The organism is Pseudomonas putida, from assembly GCF_028682475.1.
Taxonomy (GTDB): Bacteria; Pseudomonadota; Gammaproteobacteria; order Pseudomonadales; family Pseudomonadaceae; genus Aquipseudomonas; species Aquipseudomonas putida_AG.
Map to the genome: position 1 here is coordinate 259,033 of NZ_JANHLE010000001.1, position 19,898 is coordinate 278,930.

Here is a 19,898-nt window from a genome sequence, read left to right on the forward strand (position 1 = left end):
ATTCGACAACCCAGGGCGTTGATCGACGAGCGGTCAGTCTCAAGCGCTTTTTCGTTTCTGCGCCGCTTTTGCGTTTCTGTGCGACAGTTCGCACTTCAGGGGCTCCTCTAGTGATTCCTGCTGATGTTAGTTTGCAGAAATGTCTGGTTCTTGAAGCAGACACCTCCTACTCACTACCTGCAAAGGAATGCCTTCAGCAATGGACTTCTCACTCAAGCACTTGGCTGCCACTACCCTGATGCTGGCCAGCCTCGCGTCGTTCACCACCCAAGTGCACGCCAACATCACCCCGCAACAGAGCGCGGCAATCCTCAAAACCTTCAACGACGCCTCGGTGAAGGACTTCAGGCAGTTCCTCGGCAGCCTGGCCAAGAGCGATCTGGGCAAAACCGACAACCTCGGCGCAACCATCAGCGCCTTCCTCGACAACAAGTCCCTGAGCGCTGAGCAGCAGAACGAGATCCATCGCCTGCTCGGCCTTTATGCGCGGGTCAAATACGGCAGCGCAGCCACCGAAACCCTGCGCGAACTGGTGGCAATCCCGACGATGCGCGTCGAAGGCGTTGCCCAGCACGAGAACCCTGAGTTCCTCAAGATCGCCGACAAGATCAAAGCCCTGGCCCAGGCCTTCAACCTGAACTTTCGCAACATCGACAACCGTGTCTACGAGATTTCCCTCGAAGGCAGTGGCGATGAAGTAGTAGGCATTCACGCCCATGCCGATGTGGTCCCGGTGACCCCGGAAAACTGGGTACTGCAAGACGGCACCAAACTCGACCCGTTCAAGGTCACCCTGATCGGCGACCGCATGTATGGCCGTGGTACCGAGGACGACAAGAACGGCATCGTCGTAGCGCTCTATGCCATGAAAATCATCAAGGAAGAGCAGTTGCCGCTGGCGCGCACCTTCAAGCTGCTGGTGGACACCACCGAAGAAACCACCGGCGACGCCATCCCCTACTACTTCGAACGCAACCCGATCCCCAACTACAACCTGGCGCTGGATGGCGGCTACCCGGTGGTGATTGCCGAGAAGGGCTACGGCACCGTCATGGCCAGCTTCCCGCGCCGCAACGCAGAGGGCACAGGCGCCGAAATCATTTCGATGACCGGCGGCCTGGCGACCAACCAGATTCCCTCGACCTCGGTCGCCACGCTTGTCACCGACAAGCCCGCGGAACTAGCCGCCAGTCTGGAGAAAGCCGGTCCCGAGTATGTCAAACACAATGGCGGCAATTTCGGCGTGACCGCCAAGGTCGTCGGCAAGGACGTGCAACTGACCGTCAGCGGCGTTTCTGCCCATTCCTCCGAGCCCGAATCCGGCGTCAACCCGGTGGCCCGGATGCTCGACTTCATCCACAGCCTCGACGGCAAGGTGGCACTCAAGCACAACCAGATCACCGACGCGGCCCGCTACGCCGCCGACAACTGGGGCCTGGACTACCTGGGTGGCAAACTGGGGGTCGGTTTCTCCGATGCCTTCATGGGACTACTGACTACCTCACTGACTTACGTCGGCATGGATGACAAAGCCTTCAAACTCGCGGTCAACCTGCGCGTGCCGGTGGGCAAGTCGCCTGAAGTGCTCAAGCGTGAACTCAGCGACAAGCTCGCGGCCTGGAGCAAGCAGTCCAAGGTCAGCGTGGCCTTCGACACCTCGATCGCCGAGCCGATGTACCGCAACCCCGAGGGTGAATGGGTCAAGGCGTTGCTGGCAGTGGCCAGTGAAAACCTGGGCATGGAGAACAAGTTCGGCACCTCGGCGGGCGCCACGTCGGTGCATGAATTGCCCAACGGTGTGCAGTTCGGTCTGGCCATGCCTGACGTCAAATATACCGGCCACAACGACAACGAGTTCAAGACCGTTGAACAGTTCATGCTCGACCTGCAGATCGTCACCGAGATGATGGGCCGTATCGGGCAGATGCCGAAGCTGTAAGGCGCATGCGGGCCCGCTCTTGAAGCGGGCCCCTTGGCAGCTTGAGGGCTAGCTCAGCTGAGCGATCAACACCGCATTGCTATAGATCAGGCTGCCATCACTGGCGCGGTGTCCAACCAGATGAAACTGACCGCGTTGATCCTGATCCAGATAAACGCGTAACTGGCAGTCGGCCAGAGGTCCATACCCTTCGGGAATGACCAGGTTTAACGAAGGCATATCGACGTCAACCATGGCTTCCGGCTCGTGGCTGTTCTGCAGGCGCTCTTCAGCCTGCTCCAGCCTGGTATGGTTAGCGCCTAGAATGTCGAAGTGTATGTCTCCGACCGGAGTGGATTTTTGCTCACCGTTGCGTTTGCACCAACCTTCAATCGTCAGGGTACTCATGGCGAATCCTCATGATGTAGACCGTTATGATTACCGCTTAAGGTGTTGACCTCGGTGCAGGTTGAATCGTTCCTGATTTTCTCGGCTGGGACGGGCGCGCGCCGTTGTTGTCACTGCCCATCCCATGGGGTTACGCCCCAAGAGACATACCCGGAAGTAGCGGCAATATGGTGGGACCAGCTGATGTCTCTGTAGCGGATAGCAAGGTGCTCCTGCGCTTCCTGGTCGTTCAGAATCACCGAATGGGGCATCTCGAGCCGTTGGTCAACGATCAACCCGTCCCAGATCTTGATGGTGAAGTATTTTTCCTGATGGCCGCTCAGGCTCAGGCGATAAAAGTTCAGCGTGCACTCAACAACCTCACGACTGGCCACCGCCTGCGCTATCAAAGGGGTCGCCTTGTCGATGTACTTGATAATGATCAGCGGGTGATGCCTACTTTTTCCAAGAAAAACGTAGGCCGCCGTAAGGGCGGAAGGGGCCGGCAGCGTCACCATATCCGTGAAGAACCAAAAAAAGCCGCCCGAAGGCGGCTCAGCAACGCAGAGAAAAACTTAGACCGTGAGCAACCACAGACTCAGCCCCGGAAAGGCGACCAACAACGCGATACGCAGCAGATCGGAACAGAGGAACGGCACGATCCCCCTGGCCGTCTCACCATAAGGCACATCCCCGGCCGTACGCTGGACGATGAACAGGTTCATCCCCAGCGGCGGATGGATCAGCCCGATCTCCACCACCATCAGCGCAAGAATACCGAACCAGATCGACTTGTCGGTTTCGCTCATGCCGAAGAAATCCAGACCCATGATCATCGGATAGAAGATCGGAATGGTCAGCAGGATCATCGCCAGCGAGTCCATCACGCAGCCCAGCAGCAGGTACAGGCCAAGGATGATGATCAGCACCAGCATCGGCGCCAGGCCACTGCCGATCACCCAGGCCGCCAGCTCGCCCGGCATCTGCGTCAGCGCCAGGCCCGAGTTGAGCAGGTCGGCACCGAGCAGCACGAGAAAGATCATCGCCGTGGTTTCCGCGGTACCGAGCATGCTCGCGCGAAAACCGCTCCAGCGCATGCCACCCTGGCACACGGCAAGCACACCACAAGCCGCCGCACCGATCGAAGCGGCCTCGGTGGGGTTGGCCCAGCCGCCGTAGATACCGACGATCACCACCAGGAACACGCCGATCACCGGCGAAACGCTGACCAGCGCCTTGACCCGCTCGACCGCCGAAGCCTTGGGCGACACGGTCGCCTGGCTCTCATCACGGGAAACCATGATGCGCAGCACGATCATGTAGCCGACGATGGCCACCACGCCTGGCACGATGGCCGCCACGAACAGCTTGGCAATCGACTCCTGGGTCAGTACGGCATAGATGATCAGCGGCACCGAGGGCGGAATCAGAATGCCCAGGGTGCCACCGGCCGCCACGGTTGCCGTGGCCAGGCGTCCAGAGTAGTTATGCCGGCGCAGCTCCGGCAGCGCCACGTGGCTCATGGTCGCGGCGGTGGCCAGCGACGATCCGCAGATCGCGCCGAAACCGGCACAGGCACCAATCGCCGACAACCCCATGCCGCCTTTCCAGTGGCCGATGAACGCCGCCGCGCAACGGAAAATCGCCCGCGACAATCCACCATGGGTGGCGAACTGGCCCATCATCACGAACAGCGGAATCACCGCCAGGTCGTAGTTGGACAGTCGCGAGTAGGCCAGGGAGTTGAGGGTAAACAACAGGCTCGACAGGTCACCGTCGTTGATCGCCCAGAAGCAGGCCGCGCCACCGACCAGCATGGTCACGCCAATATGCACCCGCAGCAACAACAGGCTTGTGGTGATGCCCAGGGCCATCAGCCCCAATACCAGACCGCTCATGAACGCCTCCCGGCTTTACCACAGATATCCTGGACACGCGCCAGGGCGCACACACCCAACAGCACCAGGCTGGGGACGATGAGCATCAACGGGATCCACAACGGAAACGACAGCAGTGTGGTCGAGTCGCCGAACTCGTGGCTTTCAAGCATCTGCAGCCAGGTGCGCCAGGCCAGAATCCAGGCGGCGGCGCAGCACAACAGATGCCCGATGCAATCGAGGCTGTTGCGCACCCACGCGGGCAGCCAGGAAGTCAGCGCATCGACCTTGATGTGCGTGCCGCGCAGTTCGCACAGAGGTAGAAACGCGGCAATGGCAATCGCCGCGCCCACCTCCACCAACTCCATATCGCCGCGCACCGGCATGGAAAACAGCTTGCGCCCGATAATCGAAACGATCGACATAGCGATCAGGCCGACCAGCAACACCCCGCCGGCCATGGCAAAGCCCTGGGTCACCCACAACAAGGTGCGCCGCACCCACCCGCGATGCTGCCCGGCATCAAATTCAATGGTCAGAGATTCCTGCATGGCGATTACTGCGCCAGGCCGGAGAGGCTGCGTACGTCCTGGACCAGCGCCTGGCCATCCAGGCCTTTGTCATTGGCTTCCTTGATCCACTGCTGCACCGCATCGGCTGCTGACGCCTGCATTTCGCTATAGGCTTTGGCATCGATGTTGACCAAGCCTGCGGCTGGCGTTGCGGCGTAAGCCGCATCCGAGGCTTTGTCCCAGGCGGTGGCGAAGCGTTCGGACAAGGCCTTGCCGCTGTTACGCTCGATGATTGCCTGCAGGTCGGCCGGCAGGCTGTCGAACTTGCGCTGGTTCATCAGCATCGCCAGCACGGTGTAGCCAAAGGCCGGCTGCCCGGCCGGGGTAACGCTGTGGTACTGGGTCACTTCGTCCAGCTTGGTTGCCGGTACCACTTCCCAGGCAGCCAGGGCGCCGTCGACCACACCCTTGGAAATCGCTTCGGTCATCTGCGCGGGCGGCATGCTCACCGGGGTGGCGTCGAGGCTCTCGACGGTTTTTGCCGCGGTGCGGCTCGAAGCCCGCAGCTTCAGGCCCTTGAGGTCGGCCAGCGACTGCACGGCCTTGCCGCGGGTGTGCAGGCTCATCCCGCCATCACCGTGCACCACCAGCACCTTGTAGCCCTTGAAGTCGTCCTTGGCGTACTGCTGGTAGAAATCCCAGATGATCGCGTTCCCCGCCTTGCCGCCGTAGGGCAGCACGAAAGGCAGCTCCAGCGCCTCGACCCGCGGGAACTTGCCGGCCGAATAGGCCGGCGCCGTCCAGACGATGTCGGCTACGCCATTACGCGCCATGTCGGCCAGCTTGGCCGGCGTCCCACCCAGTTGCATCGACGGATAGAGCTGGCACTTGATGCGATCGTTGGACTCCTGACGCAGCTGCTCGCACCACGGTTCAATGATGTTGGCCTGGGCGTTTGAGGTGGACGGCAGAAAATGAGCGACCTTGAGCGTGACCGTCTCGGCAGCCTGAGCCGACACCGCGCCCGCAATACCCAGGCACAGGGCAGCAATTGTGATTGTTTTCATGGTGTTAGCTCCGTGTTGTTGTTGTGGCCACGCTGGCGCGATAGCTGTGAGGAAGCGCAATACGTTAATAAGTTAATTTTTTCGCTGAGATTGTCAACCACTATGCGTGTTGGCGCAGCAGCGTGCGCCTCGTCTCAACGACCGGGAAAAAGTATTTTTATCGTTTTAATTCAATGATTTATGGGTGAAAAACAGCTGAAAACCTGATCAAAGATCTTTTCTCAGCATGCAAAGGACTATTGTTAATAACTTAACAATATGGCTACATAAATGAGACACGGCCCAAGGACCCAACGCCGTGTCGACAGCCAACGCCAATCCTAGAGACAAGAACAATGATCAGGATTCCCCGCACCACCCCGGCACTCGTCTGCCTGTTCGGTACCGCCTGTGGCTTCAGCCAGCTGGCCAGTGCCGACTTTTTCAACGACACCAAGGCCAGCCTTGAAGCCCGCAACATGTACATGAACCGGGATTTCCGCCAAAGCAACGCGCCCCAGGCCAAGGCCGAGGAATGGGCGCAGGGCTTCACCGCGCGGGTTGAATCGGGATTCACCGAAGGCGCTCTGGGTTTCGGCCTGGATGCCATCGCCGAGACCGCAATCAAGCTCGACTCCAGCCGTGATCGTCGCGGCACCGGCCTGCTGGCCTTCGGCGCCGAAAGCCAGGAGCCGGAAGACACCTATAGCGAACTGGGGCTGGCTGCCAAAGTGCGGCTGTCGAAAAGCGTGCTGAAAATCGGCACCTTGCAGCCGCAACTGCCGGTTGCCGCCTACAACGACACACGCCTGCTCTCCTCCACCTACGCCGGGACCTTGCTCAACTCCCAGGAAATCGGCGGCCTGACCCTCAACGCCGGGCGCCTGGAAAAGATCAACCTGCGCGACTCGTCGAGCAATGACGAGATGAACTACAACGGTGTAGAAAGCGCCCACCTCGACCTGGCAGGCGGCAGCTACGCCCTCAACCCGAGCCTGATCGTCAGTTACTACTACGCGCAGATGGACAACATCTACCAGCAGCACTACGCCGGGCTGGTGCACAACGTTACCCTGGCCGAAGGCGTCACCCTCAAGACCGACCTGCGCTACTTCGACACTGGTGAAAGCGGCGACAACCGCTTCCGTAGTGCTGCCCGCGTCGACGCCGGCCATATCGACAACCGCTTCTTCAACGGCATGTTGACCCTGGGTATCGGCGCCCACAAATTCGGGGCTGGTTACCAGAGCCTGTCTGGCGATGGCGACTTTGCCTTCCCGGGCCTGGACCCGTATTCGGTCAACCTGGTGACCGTCAACACCTTCACCAAGGCCGAGACCGACGCCTGGCAGGCTCGCTACGACTACGACTTCGTCGCCCTTGGCGTGCCGGGGCTGACCTTCATGACCCGTTACGTCAACGGCCGCAACATCGAAACGGCGAAAGTCAGTGGTGGCAAAGAATGGGAACGTGACACCGACGTGGTTTACACCTTCCAGTCCGGCACCTTCAAAAACCTCAACATCCGCCTGCGTAATGCCACCTTCCGCTCCAGTGCCGGCCTGACCTCGGATATTGACGAAAACCGCATCATCATCGGCTATACCTTGCCGTTGATGTGATCTTGATCTACCGGTAGGAGCGGGCTTGCCCCGCGATGGCGGACGGTCAGCCACATCGCATCGCGGGGCAAGCCCGCTCCCACCGGGTGGGTGAGTATTCTTTAGCTGGCCCGGCTACGCAGCCGATATTCCCCCGGCGTCACCCCCGCATGCCGCGAAAAAAACCGACTGAAATATGCCGGGTCCTTGAACCCCAGCTGGTAGCAGATCTCGTTCACCGTACTGCCGGTAAACAGCAACAGGCGCTTGGCCTCCTGCATCAGCCGCTCGAACACCAGGCGTTTGGACGGCATATCGGCAATACGCCGGCACACATCATTCAGGCGCGCCTCGGTAACCCCTAACAATTGCGCATAACGGCTCAGCGGCAAATGCTCGAGGTAATGCGCCTCGATGTGCAGATTGAAGCGCTGGAATATGTGCAGGTCTTCGCTACCCGACGACTGCGCCGTCAACGACCGCGCCGACAAGCGCAACAGGCTGATGAAAATCAACTGCGTCAGCGCCTCCAGACTCAACGCCCGCCCGGGCTGATTGCCAGCAAACTCACTGCGTAATTGATCAAACAACAGATTCAGGCGTGCCACCTCATCGGCATACGCCTCATCCAGCTCCCCCACCGCCACACAGATCGGCGCAATCCGTGCGCCACCGGCCAGCCCCACGCTGTCTTCCAGCAGCGGCCAGACCAGTTGCTGGCTGACCGTCAGCACATGACCATCACTTTGCGCATCAGTCACAAACGCATGCGGAATGGTCGGCGGCGTCAGGAAGAACATCGGCCCCTCCTGCAGGTAACGCTGGTCATCCAGGTACACCCGCACGGTACCGCTCTTGACGTAATGCACCTGGAAAAATCGGTCATGCCGGTGCACCGGCATGTTACGGCCGAAGAAATCCGCCAGCTTGCCCAACGCCTCGTAGTGCACCTGGGCATCGGCATAACGCTGATCGTAGGCCTGACCGATATGGATGTTGGGGATTGGGGGCCGAACCGCCATCAGCACTACTCACTCTGCGTTAGAGCTCAGTACTTGAGCTGCTTCAACTCATCGAGCAAGCCCAGCAGCACCTGCAGCTTGTCTTCGCCGAACTGCTCAAGGATGCGCTGGTAGTTGCGCTCCATGTCTTCACTCATCGACACAAAGCACTGCTGCCCCTTCTCCGTCAGGCCCACATGCACACGGCGCTGGTCTTGCGGCGAACGCCAGCGACGCACCAGGCCATCACGCTCCATGCGCGACAACACGCCGGTCATGCTCGGCTTGAGGATGCAGGCCTGCTCGGCCAACTGATAGCTCTCCAGCTCACCGTTCTGGCGCAGGATGCGGATGATCCGCCACTGCTGCTCAGTCAGGCCGTGCTCATTGAGCGATGGACGAAAAAAACCCATTGCCGCTTCACGGGCTTGCAGCAGGGTCAATGTCAGGGAGGGACGCGGTACAGGCATGGGGGATCGGCTCTCCGGCCAGAAAAAGAAAACACTAAACGATTTAAACAACAACCTGGGGCCGACGCAAACCGGCGACCTCACGCCAAGGGGAGACATCCATGGCTTGACCATTGTTAACATATTAACTATAACATTAGCATGTTAACGATAAACCGGCGACTGCCCTCCTGCAGAGCAGCGTCAACCGCTATCAACTGGGGACTGCCCAGCCCGATCCAGGAGTGAAGCATGCGTCGCGCCACCCGCGAAATCGCCACCGGCAGCCTGTTCGGCATTGCCTTGAATTACCAAGGCCTGCTGCAAAGCCGTCTGGCCGAATTCAGTGAACCGCCCTATCAACAGCCACCGGTCAAGCCGGTGCTGTTCATCAAGACTCCCAACACCCGCAACGGCGATGGTCAGCCGGTGGTAATGCCCGCGGGCGAGCGCTTGCAGCCCGGCCCGGCGCTGGGTGTGGTGATTGGCAAAGACGCCAGCCGCGTCAGCGCCGACCAGGCCTTCGAGTACGTCGCCGGTTATGTGATCGTCAACGAGTTCAGCCTGCCGGAAGACAGTTACTACCGCCCTGCGGTCAAAGCCAAGTGCCGTGACGGCTTCTGTTCGCTGAGCAGCGAAGTGGTCGCGGTCAGCGAAGTAGCCGACCCGCACAACCTGACCCTGACCTTGCTGGTCAACGGCCAGCTGCGCCAGGAAAACACCACCGCCAACTTCGTGCGCAGCATCCCCCAGCTGATCGCCGAACTCAGCGAGTTCATGACCCTGCACGCCGGCGATGTGCTGATCACCGGCACCCCGGAAGGCCGTGTCGATGTCCAGCCGGGCGATCAGGTCGTCGTCGAAATCAGCGGCCTGGGCCGCCTGACCAACACCGTTGTGGCGGAATAAGGAGCCCCTCATGAAACACGCCCGTATCCGCTACGAAAACCAGGTGCATAACGTCACCGTCGAAGCCGACAACGCCGTGCGCCTGGCCGACGGCCGCTTGCTTGCTGAAGACGCCGTGCAATGGCTGCCACCTGCCGAAGGCAGCATGTTCGCCCTCGGCCTGAACTACGCCGACCATGCCGCCGAGCTGGCCTTCAAGGCGCCGACCGAGCCGCTGGCGTTCATCAAGTCGCCCGGCACCTACACCGGCCACAACCAGGTCACCTGGCGCCCGGACAACGTCAAGTACATGCACTACGAGTGCGAACTGGTGGCGGTGATCGGCAAGCCGGCGCGCAACGTCAAGCGCGAGGATGCCCTCAGCTATCTGGCCGGCTACACCGTGTGCAACGACTACGCCATCCGCGACTACCTGGAAAACTACTACCGCCCCAACCTGCGGGTGAAAAACCGCGACTGCACCACCCCGGTCGGCCCCTGGATCGTCGATGCCGCCGATGTGCCCGACCCGTCGCAGCTCAAGCTGCGCACCTGGATCAACGGCGAGCTGAAACAGGAAGGCAGCACCGCCGACATGATCTTCGACATCCCCTACCTGATCGAATACTTCTCCAGCTTCATGACCCTGCAGCCGGGCGACATGATCGCCACCGGCACGCCCGAGGGCCTGGCCGATGTGGTCCCGGGCGATGAAGTGGTGGTGGAAGTGCAAGGCGTTGGCCGCCTGGTCAACCGCATCGTCAGCGAACGCGAATTCTTTGCCGCCCGCGGCTAACCCGGAACAACAGAGGCAAGCAAGATGATCAAGCATTGGATCAACGGCCAGGAAGTCGAAAGCCAGGCCGTCTTCACCAACTACAACCCGGCCACCGGCGAAGCCATCGGTGAAGTGGCCAGCGGCGGCGCCGAGGAAATCAACCTGGCCGTCGCCGCCGCCAAGGAAGCCTTCCCGAAGTGGGCCAACACCCCGGCCAAGGAACGCGCCAAGCTGATGCGCAAGCTGGGCGAGCTGATCGAGCAGAACGTGCCGCAGCTGGCCGAGCTGGAAACCCTCGACACCGGCCTGCCGATCCACCAGACCCGCAATGTGCTGATCCCGCGCGCTTCGCACAACTTCGACTTCTTCGCCGAAGTGTGCACGCGCATGGATGGCCACAGCTATCCGGTCGACGACCAGATGCTCAACTACACCCTGTACCAGCCGGTGGGCGTGTGTGGCCTGGTGTCGCCGTGGAATGTGCCGTTCATGACCGCCACCTGGAAGACCGCGCCGTGCCTGGCCCTGGGCAACACCGCGGTACTGAAGATGAGCGAACTGTCGCCGCTGACCGCCAATGAACTGGGGCGTCTGGCCCTGGAAGCCGGGATTCCGCCGGGCGTGCTCAACGTGGTCCAGGGTTACGGCGCCACTGCCGGAGACGCCCTAGTGCGCCACCCGGATGTGCGTGCCATCTCGTTCACCGGCGGCACCGCCACCGGGCGCAAGATCATGCAGACCGCCGGCCTGAAGAAGTACTCGATGGAACTGGGCGGCAAGTCGCCGGTGCTGATCTTCGATGACGCCGACCTCGATCGCGCCCTCGACGCCGCGCTGTTCACCATCTTCTCGCTGAACGGCGAACGCTGCACCGCCGGCAGCCGCATCTTCATCCAGGAAACCGTCTACGACCAGTTCGTCGCCGAGTTCGCCGCGCGCGCCAAACGCCTGATTGTCGGCGACCCGACCGATCCGAAAACGCAAGTAGGCTCGATGATCACCCAGGCGCACTACGACAAGGTCACCGGCTACATCAAGATCGGCATCGAGGAAGGCGCCAGCCTGCTCGCCGGCGGCCTGGAGCGCCCGGCCAACCTGCCGGCGCATTTGGCCAAAGGTCAGTTCATCCAGCCGACGGTGTTCGCCGACGTCGACAACAAGATGCGCATCGCCCAGGAAGAAATCTTCGGCCCGGTGGTGTGCCTGATCAAGTTCAAGGACGAAGCCGAAGCCCTGCGCCTGGCCAACGACACCGAATATGGCCTGGCCTCGTACATCTGGACCCAGGACATCGGCAAGGCCCATCGCCTGGCCCGCGGCATCGAAGCCGGCATGGTGTTCATCAACAGCCAGAACGTACGCGACCTGCGTCAGCCGTTCGGTGGCGTGAAAGGCTCGGGCACCGGTCGTGAAGGCGGCGAATACAGCTTTGAAGTGTTCGCCGAAATCAAGAACGTGTGCATTTCCATGGGCAGCCACCACATTCCGCGCTGGGGCGTGTGACGTACGGCTCGCAAGAGTGACCCGACCGGGTTTATAACCCGGTAAGGGTCGCCAGTTTCCTGCGTGCAGACCAATCACAAGAATCAGGCCCCTGCGGGCCACGCGAGGAGAAGTACCATGGGCACACTTGCTCTGGCTGCCAAAGTCACCCACGTACCGTCGATGTACCTGTCCGAACTGCCTGGCCCGCGCCAGGGTTTTCGCAAGGCGGCCATCGACGGCCATATCGAGATCAGCCGCCGCTGCCGCGAGCTGGGCGTGGACACCATTGTCGTGTTCGATACCCACTGGCTGGTGAACGCCAACTACCACATCAACTGCGGCCCGCACTTCAAGGGGCTGTACACCAGCAACGAGCTGCCGCACTTCATCAGCAACATGGAGTACGAGTTCCCCGGCAACCCGGCGCTGGGCAAGATCCTCGCCGAGGCCTGCAATGCCTTCGGCGTGGAAACCATGGCCCACGACGCCACCACCCTGGCGCCGGAGTACGGCACCCTGGTACCGATGCGCTACATGAACACCGACCAGCACTTCAAGGTGATCTCGGTGTCGTCGCTGTGCACTTCGCACTACCTGAACGACAGCGCCCGCCTCGGCTGGGCCATGCGCAAGGCTGTCGAAGAGCACTACGACGGCACCGTGGCGTTTCTGGCCAGCGGCTCGCTGTCGCACCGCTTTGCCCAGAACGGCCAGGCGCCGGAGTTCGCCACCAAGATCTGGAGCCCGTTCCTGCAGAACCTCGACGAGCGCGTTATCCAGATGTGGGAAAACGCCGAGTGGGATGCGTTCTGCGCGATGCTGCCGGAGTACGCGGCCAAGGGCCACGGCGAAGGTTTCATGCATGACACCGCCATGCTCCTCGGCGCGTTGGGCTGGTCGAAGTACGACGCCAAAGCCGAAGTACTGACCCCCTACTTCGCCGCCTCCGGTACCGGGCAAATCAACGCCGTGTTCCCGGTGACACCACAGGATGGTTCGAGCCTGCCGCCCGCCCAGGCGGCCAACCCGGCCGGCATCGTCTCCACCAGCCGGCTCTGACCAACGCCTCGCACAGCTGCCGCTCCCGCACCGGAGCGGCCCTGCTGCCGATCATCACGCAGGATTACCACCATGCCTCACCTGGTACTGCTCTACACCCCCGACCTCGAACAGCAGACGGACATGCCCGGCCTGTGCCGGGCCCTGGCCGACAGCATGCTGCAGCAGCGTGACGATAGCGGCAAAGCCGTGTTCCCCACCGGCGGCACCCGGGTCCTGGCCTACCCCGCGGCGCACTGCGCGGTGGCCGATGGCAAGGGTGACTACGGCTTTCTCTACGCCAACCTGCGCATGGGCGCGGGGCGCAGCGCGGCCGTGCATAAAGCGGTGGGCGACAGTCTGCTCGCGGTGCTGCGCGCCTTCCTCGACGACATCCTGCAGCAGCGCCCGCTGGGCATCACCCTGCAGATCGACGAAAGCCCCGGCCAGGTCTACGACGGCAAACACAGCAGCCTGCATCCCCTGTTCAACAAGACTTCCTGAGGTTTCACATGCTTGACGCCACTTTCATCCAGCAGGCCGCTGCCCGCCTCGACGCCGCCGAGCGCTCGCGTGAACAGGTGCGCCAGTTCTCCCTGGACTGCCCGGAAATCACCATCGAAGACGCCTACGCCATCCAGCGCGCCTGGGTTGCCCAGAAGATCAACAGCGGGCGCAAACTGGTCGGCCACAAGATCGGCCTGACCTCGCGCGCCATGCAGGTATCCTCGAACATCACTGAACCGGACTACGGCGCCCTGCTCGATGACATGCTGTTCGACGAAGGCAGCGACATCCCCTTCGATCGCTTCATCGTGCCGCGCGTAGAAGTCGAGCTGGCGTTCATCCTCGGCAAGCCGCTGAAAGGGCCGAACGTAACGGTCTTCGATGTGCTTGATGCCACCGAATGGGTGATCCCGGCGCTGGAAATCATCGACGCACGCATTCAGCAGGTCGACCCGCAGACCAAGGCCACGCGCAAGGTGTTCGACACCATCTCCGACAACGCCGCCAATGCTGGCGTGGTCATGGGCGGTCGCGCGGTGCGGCCGACCGAGATCGACCTGCGCAAGGTGCCGGCGGTGCTCTATCGCAATGGCGTGATCGAAGAGTCCGGGGTTTCCGCCGCCGTCCTCAACCACCCGGCCAAGGGTGTGGCGTGGCTGGCGAACAAACTCGCGCCTTACGACGTCACGCTTGAGCCTGGCCAGATCATCCTCGGTGGTTCGTTCACCCGACCGGTCGCAGCCAACCCCGGTGACACCTTCCACGTCGACTACGACATGCTCGGCAGCATCGCCTGCCGCTTCGTCTGAGCCCAGCAGCGAGAAGCGCCGTTATGCAAATGCCCATCAACACCTTCAAACAACGCCTGCAAACTGCCGAGGCACAGATTGGTTTGTGGCTTGGCCTGGCCGATCCTTACTGCGCGGAACTGGCGGCCAATGCCGGATTCGACTGGCTGCTGATCGACGGTGAACACGCCCCCAACGACCTGCGCGGCCTGCTTGGGCAGTTGCAGGCGGTGGCGCCCTACGCTTCGCAAGCGATCATCCGCCCGGTGATCGGTGATACCGCGCTGATCAAGCAGATCCTCGACATCGGCGCCCAGACCTTGCTGGTGCCGATGGTTGAAAGTGCCGAACAGGCTCGCGAACTGGTGCGTGCCATTCACTATCCTCCGAGCGGTGTGCGTGGGGTCGGCAGCGCCCTGGCTCGTGCCTCGCGCTGGAACAGCATTCCCGGCTACCTCGATCAGGCTGACGCGCAGATGTGCCTGCTGGTGCAGATCGAGAACCTCGAAGGCCTGGCCAGGCTGGATGAGATTGCTGCGGTTGAAGGGGTTGATGGTGTGTTCATTGGGCCGGCTGATCTCAGTGCCGCGATGGGCCATCGTGGTAATCCCGGGCACCCGGAGGTACAGGCTGCCATTGAGGATGCCATTGTGCGGATTCAGAAGGCGGGCAAGGCGGCCGGCATCCTCAGCGCTGATCAGAAACTGGCACGGCGCTACATCGAGCTGGGTGCCAGGTTCGTCGCTGTTGGCGTCGACACAACGGTGCTGATGCGTGGCTTGCAGACCCTGGCCGCCGACTTCAAGGACGCAGCGCCACCGCCTACCAGTGGTGGTGGTGTGTACTGATCGCCTCGCGGATATTGTAGGAGCGGATTCACCGGGGCGCCGGACCGCCGCGATGGACTGCGTAGCAGGCCTGTCTTTGGGGCCGCTACGCGCCCCATCGCGGATGAATCCGCTCCTACAGCCAGCGCACCCGGTAGGAACGCCTCATCCGTGCTGCCCAGGCAAAACTCATTGTCTGCCATATCGGTATCGACAACGTCTATTACAACGGCAACGCTGAGCGACGTACCTTCTCCGGTTCCCCTTGGCTCACGCTCGTTACCCGTCGGTCGAGAAAATGCCTGGCACACAGCCATGAGCCATACTCAGGCTTGGCTGCAGTTGCTCGCAGGAGCATCGCCAACACCGCTTAGGCAAGGTGCGGACAGGATTGGCGAATCGCTCTCTTTGCGAGCGTTCGCACTTCGTTCGGCCCTGAAAATCCGTTGGCTAGCCTGGGACGCACGATGAAAAGGCCGAGCATCGCTGACCCGCCAGAAGCACTCAACAGTGTGCTTGCGCGCTGGTTCAGGCGTGCGCTGGTCAAGGCCCTGGCCGGTTTGAGCCTGGGGCTCATCACTGCCGTGACGCTGGTGTGGCTCAGTCAACAGGTGTTTCCGGGGATCCAGGCCTACGGCGAGGACCTGGGTTTGCGGTTAAGCCTGTATTTCGAGCGAGTGGCAAGCAGTTCCTCCGGTGTGGTGGCGGCCAGAAGCGACAGCGACCGCTATGGCTATGTCTTCCTTGACGTCGATCCCGAGCCAACTAACGTGGGGCTCACTGCTGTACAGCACCCTTCGCCTTCAGAGCAGGCCTGCGCGGCATACACCGAGGCGCGGCATTCTCGTCTCACGGCCACGACGACACCTGAACAGCCACTCGACTGCAGCTCGGCACGGCCTCTGAACCGCCATCTTCTAGCAGCCATCGTCGGTGAGTTGCAACGGCGCCAGGCCAGACTGGTGATTCTCGACCTGGTGCTGGCGCGGGAATCCGGTATCGTCAAAGCAGACGAAGATCAGGCGCTACAGACCGTGCTGGAACAGGTTGGCACCTCAATGCCCGTGCTCTTCGCCGGTCCCTATGAGATGCAACCGACGACAGCAACCGGGCAGCCCGGTCCGGTTCAGTTGGTCATGCCCCTGTTGATCGAAGACAACCAGGCCGCCAACCTGCACCCGGCGGTCGCCCTGCCTGTACCGGGGCAGCCTTTGCGCCGTTACCCAAAGTGTCTGCGTCAGGCCGGCCAGGCAGCGTCGTTGCCGAGCCTGCCCTACCTGGCAGCCCTGGTCCTGGGGGCCGACGGCGCTGCATGCGACCAGAGCGCCCCGAGCCGACGCGACAACGCACCGCGCATTGTCTTCAGCCTGCCCTCACAAAACAGCCACCTGGATGATCTGAATGCACCGGAGCGGGCCCATCTGGCCGTTTATCGCGGGCGTTACGACCGTTGCCTGGCGACGCATTTCTGGAACAGCGAGACCTCACTCTGCGCTCAGGCGGCGACCTACCACGACAAAGTGGTGGTCATTGGCGTATCCAATCCCTTGCGCCGGGACCGCCACTACACCCCATTAGGTGACATGGCCGGCCCGGAGGTGGTCATCAATGCAGTGCGCAGCTTCGTGGCTTACCCGCAGCAACACGATAAAAGCCTAGGGCAACTGATGCGCAAAAAATGCCTGATCGTACTGGCCTGCTTCGTGCCCTGGCTGCTCTACTTCTGCGTTCGCTGTCGCTGCTTCCCCGAGCAAGGCCGCGCGTCACGATCACTGCTGGCCATCAGTTGGCGCGCAGTGCTGGTGGGTCTGGCCTTTATCGCGACACTGTTTCTGGTGCTGCTGCTTGCATTCTCACTCTCGTTCGACAGCGACGCGCCGACGCCCTCGCTGGACGTGCTGATACCGGTACTGGCCATTGCCATCGACGAATACGTCGAGCAGGTGCATCGCCTCGTCCACGGGGTCGAACGCCAGCTGGAAAAGCTGCTATGCCTCTCCCCCCACCCCTGACCCGGAGGCCCGCCATGCACAACTCCCTGCCTGTGTCCCGCCTCAGCCTGCTGTGCCTGCTGATCGCCTGCGGGCCGCTTCAAGCCGAGCCGTTACCCTGCCCGGATGGCTGGCTGAGCGTCAGATCACGGATCAATCACCTGACCCCGGCCAATGCCCAACTGAGCCTATACCGGGCGGCGAACCAGACGACGCAGCCCGCCACGGTTGGCAGCGTACTGTGTGAGGGCGATAGCCTGTTGTTTGCGCCAGGCAGCGAAGCGACGCAAGTGGAACTGTTCGAAGCCGGAAAGCTGCTGATCTGGGACGCACGCCGCGGCCCCTACAACGTACCCGCCGGGGCCAAGGCAAGTCTGGGTGCGGCAGCGGCCTACCTGAATGCGCTGTTCGAGGGTGCCAGCGACATGGGGCCGACGCTGCAACGCGCGAACCCGACCCACGGTCGTGGCACGGAAGAGGTTGTCGCTACAGGCCTCAAAGCCATCGAACCGTTGTACAACCTGCCGCGCCAAGCACTGGTCGCCGGTACCCAACCTGTGCTCGGCTGGCACAACGGTGTCGGTCCCTGGCGCTGCAACTGGCTGACGCTTGACGGCGAACTATTGCTGCGCGGCGAAGCCGTCGACACCGTTCAATGCACCGCGCCGCCCACTCCCAACGTCGCGGCGGGCCTGGAAGTCCTCGACGCGCGGGGTACCAGTCTGATCTGGCAGATCGACCTGGTGCCGCAGACCAGGCTGCCCCGCCCAGACTGGGTGTCGGCCGGCACACCCGTTCTGGACCTCGAGCACCGTGCCGCCTGGGCCATCTGGCTGTGGCGCGAAGGCGGCCCGGCCTGGCGCTTGCAGGCGCTGGCCATGCTCAACGAAACCCGGCAGAACTGGCTGGCCGGCTGGTTACTCGCCGGCATCCTCGCCGAAACCCCTCAGGTGGCCGCCAAATGAAAATCACGACCCTGTTGATGCTGGCCTTGCTCCTGCTCTGCGCCGGCGCTCGGGGCGATCCTGCAGCACCAAGCAGCAAGCGGGTGGCGATGATCGTCGCCAACGCCAACTACGCCAATCCGCTTGATCGTCTGACCGGCCCATTACGCGACGCCGAAACCCTGCGCCAGACGCTGAGTCAACTGGGCTTCACCCTCGAACTACGGGAAAACGTCGATCTCGAAGGGCTGAACAACGCGCGCAAAGACTTCCAGAGTCAACTTCTGCAAGCCGGTCCAAATGCACTCGGACTGTTCTACTACGCCGGTCATGGCGGCGCTCCGGCAACCGGTAACGACAACTACCTGATACCAGTGGAGGTGACCTCCATCAGCACACTGGACTTCCAGCAACAGGCCCTGAGCCTTGGCGACCTGCTCAAGCCGCTGCGCATCAATCGACCGCCAGGTGCTACCGTGATTGTCGTCATCGACGCCTGCCGCACCCTGGAAGCCTCCACCGGTCGCGGCGCCCAGGGCCAGTCAACGCCCGGCGGGGCTGCGGTGGTCCCGCAAACGGCGGCACTGAGCGAGCCCGACTCCGGCTTCCTGGTAGCCCTGTCCACCAGTCAGGGCTTACCGGCCTCCGACGACGGCACCTATGCCCGCACCCTGGCCGCCAAACTGTCGACGCCGGGGCTGACCGTGTCGCAGGTGTTCGACGAAGTGCGCTACAGCTTTCAGGCCAGCACCACTAATAAGCAGCTGCCGGTGGCGGTGTCCAAGCTGGAAAAAATCTGCCTGGTCAGTTGTGACGCAACCCTCAAGTCAGATCACCTCAATGTGCTGTTGGAAGCTTCGCGCAGTTTCTCCCGTGGCGAGATCGGCCAGAGCGCCGCACTGACAGCGTTGATCAGCGAGGGACGGACCTTCGAACGATCAGAGTTTTTCCAGGGTTTGTCCTTTGGCAAGGGCGCTCAGCTGTCGAAGCTCAAAGCCAGCGGCGCCAACTTCAAGGCCGCGGATGTCTCCGGCAGCGACTTGTCCGATGCAGACCTCAGCGGTGCCCGACTGCAGGCAGCCACGGCAAAAGGGAGCAAATTCAATAACAGCCTGCTCGACGGCGCGTACCTGCCAATCGTCGATGCCTCGGGCGCCAGCTTCGACAAGGCCAGCCTCAAGCGTACGGCCTGGCTCGGCGCCGACCTGCGTGGTGCTTCGTTTCGCAACGCCGACCTGCGCGGAGCCAGCTTTCGTCTGGCCGACCTGCGCGCTGCAGACTTTTCCGGCGCCCAGTTGAACGACGTATCGTTCAACGGCGCAGACTTGCGCGACAGTCACTTCGACGGTGCGACCTTCGCCAACACCAACCTCCACGGGGTGCTGGCCAAACCCGACATCCTTACTCCGACCCAACGCCAGGCCAGTTGCGCCACGGCCGATGGCCATGGCGGTATTCAGCTGGTCATGGTAGTCAAGGACGTCGGCGCCTATGGACGCAAGTTCCTGGACCTGGACTACGGGCAACCCGGCATCGGCTGGAAGGTTCCCGATCAATCCCTTCCCCCTTGCACGAAAATCGACTCCCAGTCGCTGCCGGACAATTATGAAAGCCGCAACGATGGCACGCCGCTGTTCAGTATCCGCTTTCCGGAGGACATGCTGGAACAGTCCGACAACAAGGCCGAGCTCTATGCACGGCTGCACCAGCGGCTGTTCAGCAGCATCCTGGAACGCATGCGCGCCGCCCATGAGATGGGCTGGTCGCTGTATTGCCCGTTTGCCTACGACTTCAGCGGCGACTGCAAGGCCATGGAAGCTCAGGGGATGAAGTTCGAGTGAAGGCAATCAGAAGGGTCCAG

General features: G+C 62.0%; 19 protein-coding genes. 12 read left to right on the plus strand and 7 right to left on the minus strand.

Translation table 11 applies throughout. The features are described 5' to 3' along the window. The first annotated feature begins 199 nt into the window (after nt 1-199). Nucleotides 200-1,939 (plus strand): dipeptidase, encoded by a 1,740-nt coding sequence (locus NPS47_RS01310; RefSeq protein WP_274293327.1) that lies wholly within the window; start codon nt 200-202, stop codon nt 1,937-1,939. A gap of 48 nt (nt 1,940-1,987) precedes the next feature. Here the strand turns inward: NPS47_RS01310 and NPS47_RS01315 are convergent, their stop codons facing one another. From NPS47_RS01315 to NPS47_RS01335, 5 genes are all read right to left on the minus strand, one after another. Next, nucleotides 1,988-2,326, minus strand: coding sequence for a hypothetical protein (locus NPS47_RS01315; RefSeq protein WP_274293328.1), 339 nt, complete (start codon nt 2,324-2,326; stop codon nt 1,988-1,990). Between the two features lie 110 nt (nt 2,327-2,436). Beyond that, on the minus strand, nt 2,437-2,823 hold the full coding sequence (gene tssD / locus NPS47_RS01320) for a type VI secretion system tube protein TssD (protein ID WP_274293329.1): 387 nt from the start codon (nt 2,821-2,823) through the stop codon (nt 2,437-2,439). Between the two features lie 57 nt (nt 2,824-2,880). After that, nucleotides 2,881-4,203, minus strand: a complete 1,323-nt coding sequence (locus NPS47_RS01325; RefSeq protein ID WP_274293330.1) for a TRAP transporter large permease — start codon at nt 4,201-4,203, stop codon at nt 2,881-2,883. Continuing rightward, entirely contained in the window at nt 4,200-4,733 is a 534-nt protein-coding gene (locus NPS47_RS01330) for a TRAP transporter small permease (RefSeq protein WP_274293331.1), read from the minus strand. The genes NPS47_RS01325 and NPS47_RS01330 overlap by 4 nt, the downstream gene beginning before the upstream one ends. A 5-nt stretch (nt 4,734-4,738) precedes the next feature. Then, nucleotides 4,739-5,761: a TRAP transporter substrate-binding protein gene (locus tag NPS47_RS01335; protein WP_274293332.1), complete on the minus strand. Its 1,023-nt coding sequence runs from the start codon at nt 5,759-5,761 to the stop codon at nt 4,739-4,741. 335 nt (nt 5,762-6,096) lie between these two features. Here NPS47_RS01335 and NPS47_RS01340 point away from each other — a divergent pair, with 335 nt between their 5' ends. Beyond that, complete coding sequence (locus tag NPS47_RS01340; protein ID WP_274293333.1) at nt 6,097-7,362, plus strand: OprD family porin; 1,266 nt, start codon at nt 6,097-6,099, stop codon at nt 7,360-7,362. 101 nt (nt 7,363-7,463) lie between these two features. Here NPS47_RS01340 and hpaA read toward each other — a convergent pair whose 3' ends face one another. Together hpaA and hpaR are read right to left on the minus strand one after the other, a co-directional pair. Then, nucleotides 7,464-8,363 (minus strand): 4-hydroxyphenylacetate catabolism regulatory protein HpaA, encoded by a 900-nt coding sequence (gene hpaA / locus NPS47_RS01345; protein ID WP_274293334.1) that lies wholly within the window; start codon nt 8,361-8,363, stop codon nt 7,464-7,466. A 26-nt stretch (nt 8,364-8,389) separates the two neighbouring features. Next, a complete protein-coding gene (hpaR, locus tag NPS47_RS01350) occupies nt 8,390-8,812 on the minus strand; it encodes a homoprotocatechuate degradation operon regulator HpaR (protein WP_274293335.1) in 423 nt (140 codons plus the stop codon). Nucleotides 8,813-9,043: 231 nt separating this feature from the next. Here hpaR and NPS47_RS01355 point away from each other — a divergent pair, with 231 nt between their 5' ends. The 10 genes from NPS47_RS01355 (at nt 9,044) to NPS47_RS01400 (ending at nt 19,878) form a co-directional block, all read left to right on the plus strand. Next, a complete protein-coding gene (locus NPS47_RS01355) occupies nt 9,044-9,700 on the plus strand; it encodes a fumarylacetoacetate hydrolase family protein (RefSeq protein WP_274293336.1) in 657 nt (218 codons plus the stop codon). Between the two features lie 10 nt (nt 9,701-9,710). Next, complete coding sequence (locus tag NPS47_RS01360; protein WP_274293337.1) at nt 9,711-10,475, plus strand: fumarylacetoacetate hydrolase family protein; 765 nt, start codon at nt 9,711-9,713, stop codon at nt 10,473-10,475. 24 nt (nt 10,476-10,499) lie between these two features. Beyond that, nucleotides 10,500-11,960, plus strand: coding sequence for a 5-carboxymethyl-2-hydroxymuconate semialdehyde dehydrogenase (hpaE, locus tag NPS47_RS01365; protein ID WP_274293338.1), 1,461 nt, complete (start codon nt 10,500-10,502; stop codon nt 11,958-11,960). 117 nt (nt 11,961-12,077) lie between these two features. After that, complete coding sequence (gene hpaD, locus NPS47_RS01370) at nt 12,078-13,001, plus strand: 3,4-dihydroxyphenylacetate 2,3-dioxygenase (RefSeq protein ID WP_274293339.1); 924 nt, start codon at nt 12,078-12,080, stop codon at nt 12,999-13,001. 72 nt (nt 13,002-13,073) lie between these two features. After that, nucleotides 13,074-13,484: a 5-carboxymethyl-2-hydroxymuconate isomerase gene (locus NPS47_RS01375; protein ID WP_274293340.1), complete on the plus strand. Its 411-nt coding sequence runs from the start codon at nt 13,074-13,076 to the stop codon at nt 13,482-13,484. Between the two features lie 8 nt (nt 13,485-13,492). Further along, nucleotides 13,493-14,296: a 2-oxo-hept-4-ene-1,7-dioate hydratase gene (hpaH, locus tag NPS47_RS01380; protein WP_274293341.1), complete on the plus strand. Its 804-nt coding sequence runs from the start codon at nt 13,493-13,495 to the stop codon at nt 14,294-14,296. Nucleotides 14,297-14,319: 23 nt separating this feature from the next. Then, entirely contained in the window at nt 14,320-15,123 is an 804-nt protein-coding gene (hpaI, locus tag NPS47_RS01385) for a 4-hydroxy-2-oxoheptanedioate aldolase (RefSeq protein ID WP_274293342.1), read from the plus strand. Nucleotides 15,124-15,569: 446 nt separating this feature from the next. Further along, the gene (locus NPS47_RS01390; RefSeq protein ID WP_274293343.1) at nt 15,570-17,114 is read left to right on the plus strand and encodes a CHASE2 domain-containing protein; all 1,545 of its coding nucleotides are present in this window, start codon (nt 15,570-15,572) and stop codon (nt 17,112-17,114) included. A 14-nt stretch (nt 17,115-17,128) separates the two neighbouring features. Then, nucleotides 17,129-18,058: a hypothetical protein gene (locus NPS47_RS01395; RefSeq protein WP_274293344.1), complete on the plus strand. Its 930-nt coding sequence runs from the start codon at nt 17,129-17,131 to the stop codon at nt 18,056-18,058. Next, complete coding sequence (locus NPS47_RS01400; protein ID WP_274293345.1) at nt 18,055-19,878, plus strand: caspase family protein; 1,824 nt, start codon at nt 18,055-18,057, stop codon at nt 19,876-19,878. Before NPS47_RS01395 ends, NPS47_RS01400 begins: the two co-directional genes overlap by 4 nt. Nucleotides 19,879-19,898: the final 20 nt, after the last annotated feature.

Bases quoted from the DNA above. Each gene is read 5' to 3' on its own strand.
- NPS47_RS01310 (WP_274293327.1), top strand. From the start codon at position 200: ATGGACTTCTCACTCAAGCACTTGGCTGCCACTACCCTGATGCTGGCC.
- NPS47_RS01315 (WP_274293328.1), bottom strand. From the start codon at position 2,326: ATGAGTACCCTGACGATTGAAGGTTGGTGCAAACGCAACGGTGAGCAA.
- tssD (WP_274293329.1), bottom strand. From the start codon at position 2,823: ATGGTGACGCTGCCGGCCCCTTCCGCCCTTACGGCGGCCTACGTTTTT.
- NPS47_RS01325 (WP_274293330.1), bottom strand. From the start codon at position 4,203: ATGAGCGGTCTGGTATTGGGGCTGATGGCCCTGGGCATCACCACAAGC.
- NPS47_RS01330 (WP_274293331.1), bottom strand. From the start codon at position 4,733: ATGCAGGAATCTCTGACCATTGAATTTGATGCCGGGCAGCATCGCGGG.
- NPS47_RS01335 (WP_274293332.1), bottom strand. From the start codon at position 5,761: ATGAAAACAATCACAATTGCTGCCCTGTGCCTGGGTATTGCGGGCGCG.
- NPS47_RS01340 (WP_274293333.1), top strand. From the start codon at position 6,097: ATGATCAGGATTCCCCGCACCACCCCGGCACTCGTCTGCCTGTTCGGT.
- hpaA (WP_274293334.1), bottom strand. From the start codon at position 8,363: ATGGCGGTTCGGCCCCCAATCCCCAACATCCATATCGGTCAGGCCTAC.
- hpaR (WP_274293335.1), bottom strand. From the start codon at position 8,812: ATGCCTGTACCGCGTCCCTCCCTGACATTGACCCTGCTGCAAGCCCGT.
- NPS47_RS01355 (WP_274293336.1), top strand. From the start codon at position 9,044: ATGCGTCGCGCCACCCGCGAAATCGCCACCGGCAGCCTGTTCGGCATT.
- NPS47_RS01360 (WP_274293337.1), top strand. From the start codon at position 9,711: ATGAAACACGCCCGTATCCGCTACGAAAACCAGGTGCATAACGTCACC.
- hpaE (WP_274293338.1), top strand. From the start codon at position 10,500: ATGATCAAGCATTGGATCAACGGCCAGGAAGTCGAAAGCCAGGCCGTC.
- hpaD (WP_274293339.1), top strand. From the start codon at position 12,078: ATGGGCACACTTGCTCTGGCTGCCAAAGTCACCCACGTACCGTCGATG.
- NPS47_RS01375 (WP_274293340.1), top strand. From the start codon at position 13,074: ATGCCTCACCTGGTACTGCTCTACACCCCCGACCTCGAACAGCAGACG.
- hpaH (WP_274293341.1), top strand. From the start codon at position 13,493: ATGCTTGACGCCACTTTCATCCAGCAGGCCGCTGCCCGCCTCGACGCC.
- hpaI (WP_274293342.1), top strand. From the start codon at position 14,320: ATGCAAATGCCCATCAACACCTTCAAACAACGCCTGCAAACTGCCGAG.
- NPS47_RS01390 (WP_274293343.1), top strand. From the start codon at position 15,570: ATGAAAAGGCCGAGCATCGCTGACCCGCCAGAAGCACTCAACAGTGTG.
- NPS47_RS01395 (WP_274293344.1), top strand. From the start codon at position 17,129: ATGCACAACTCCCTGCCTGTGTCCCGCCTCAGCCTGCTGTGCCTGCTG.
- NPS47_RS01400 (WP_274293345.1), top strand. From the start codon at position 18,055: ATGAAAATCACGACCCTGTTGATGCTGGCCTTGCTCCTGCTCTGCGCC.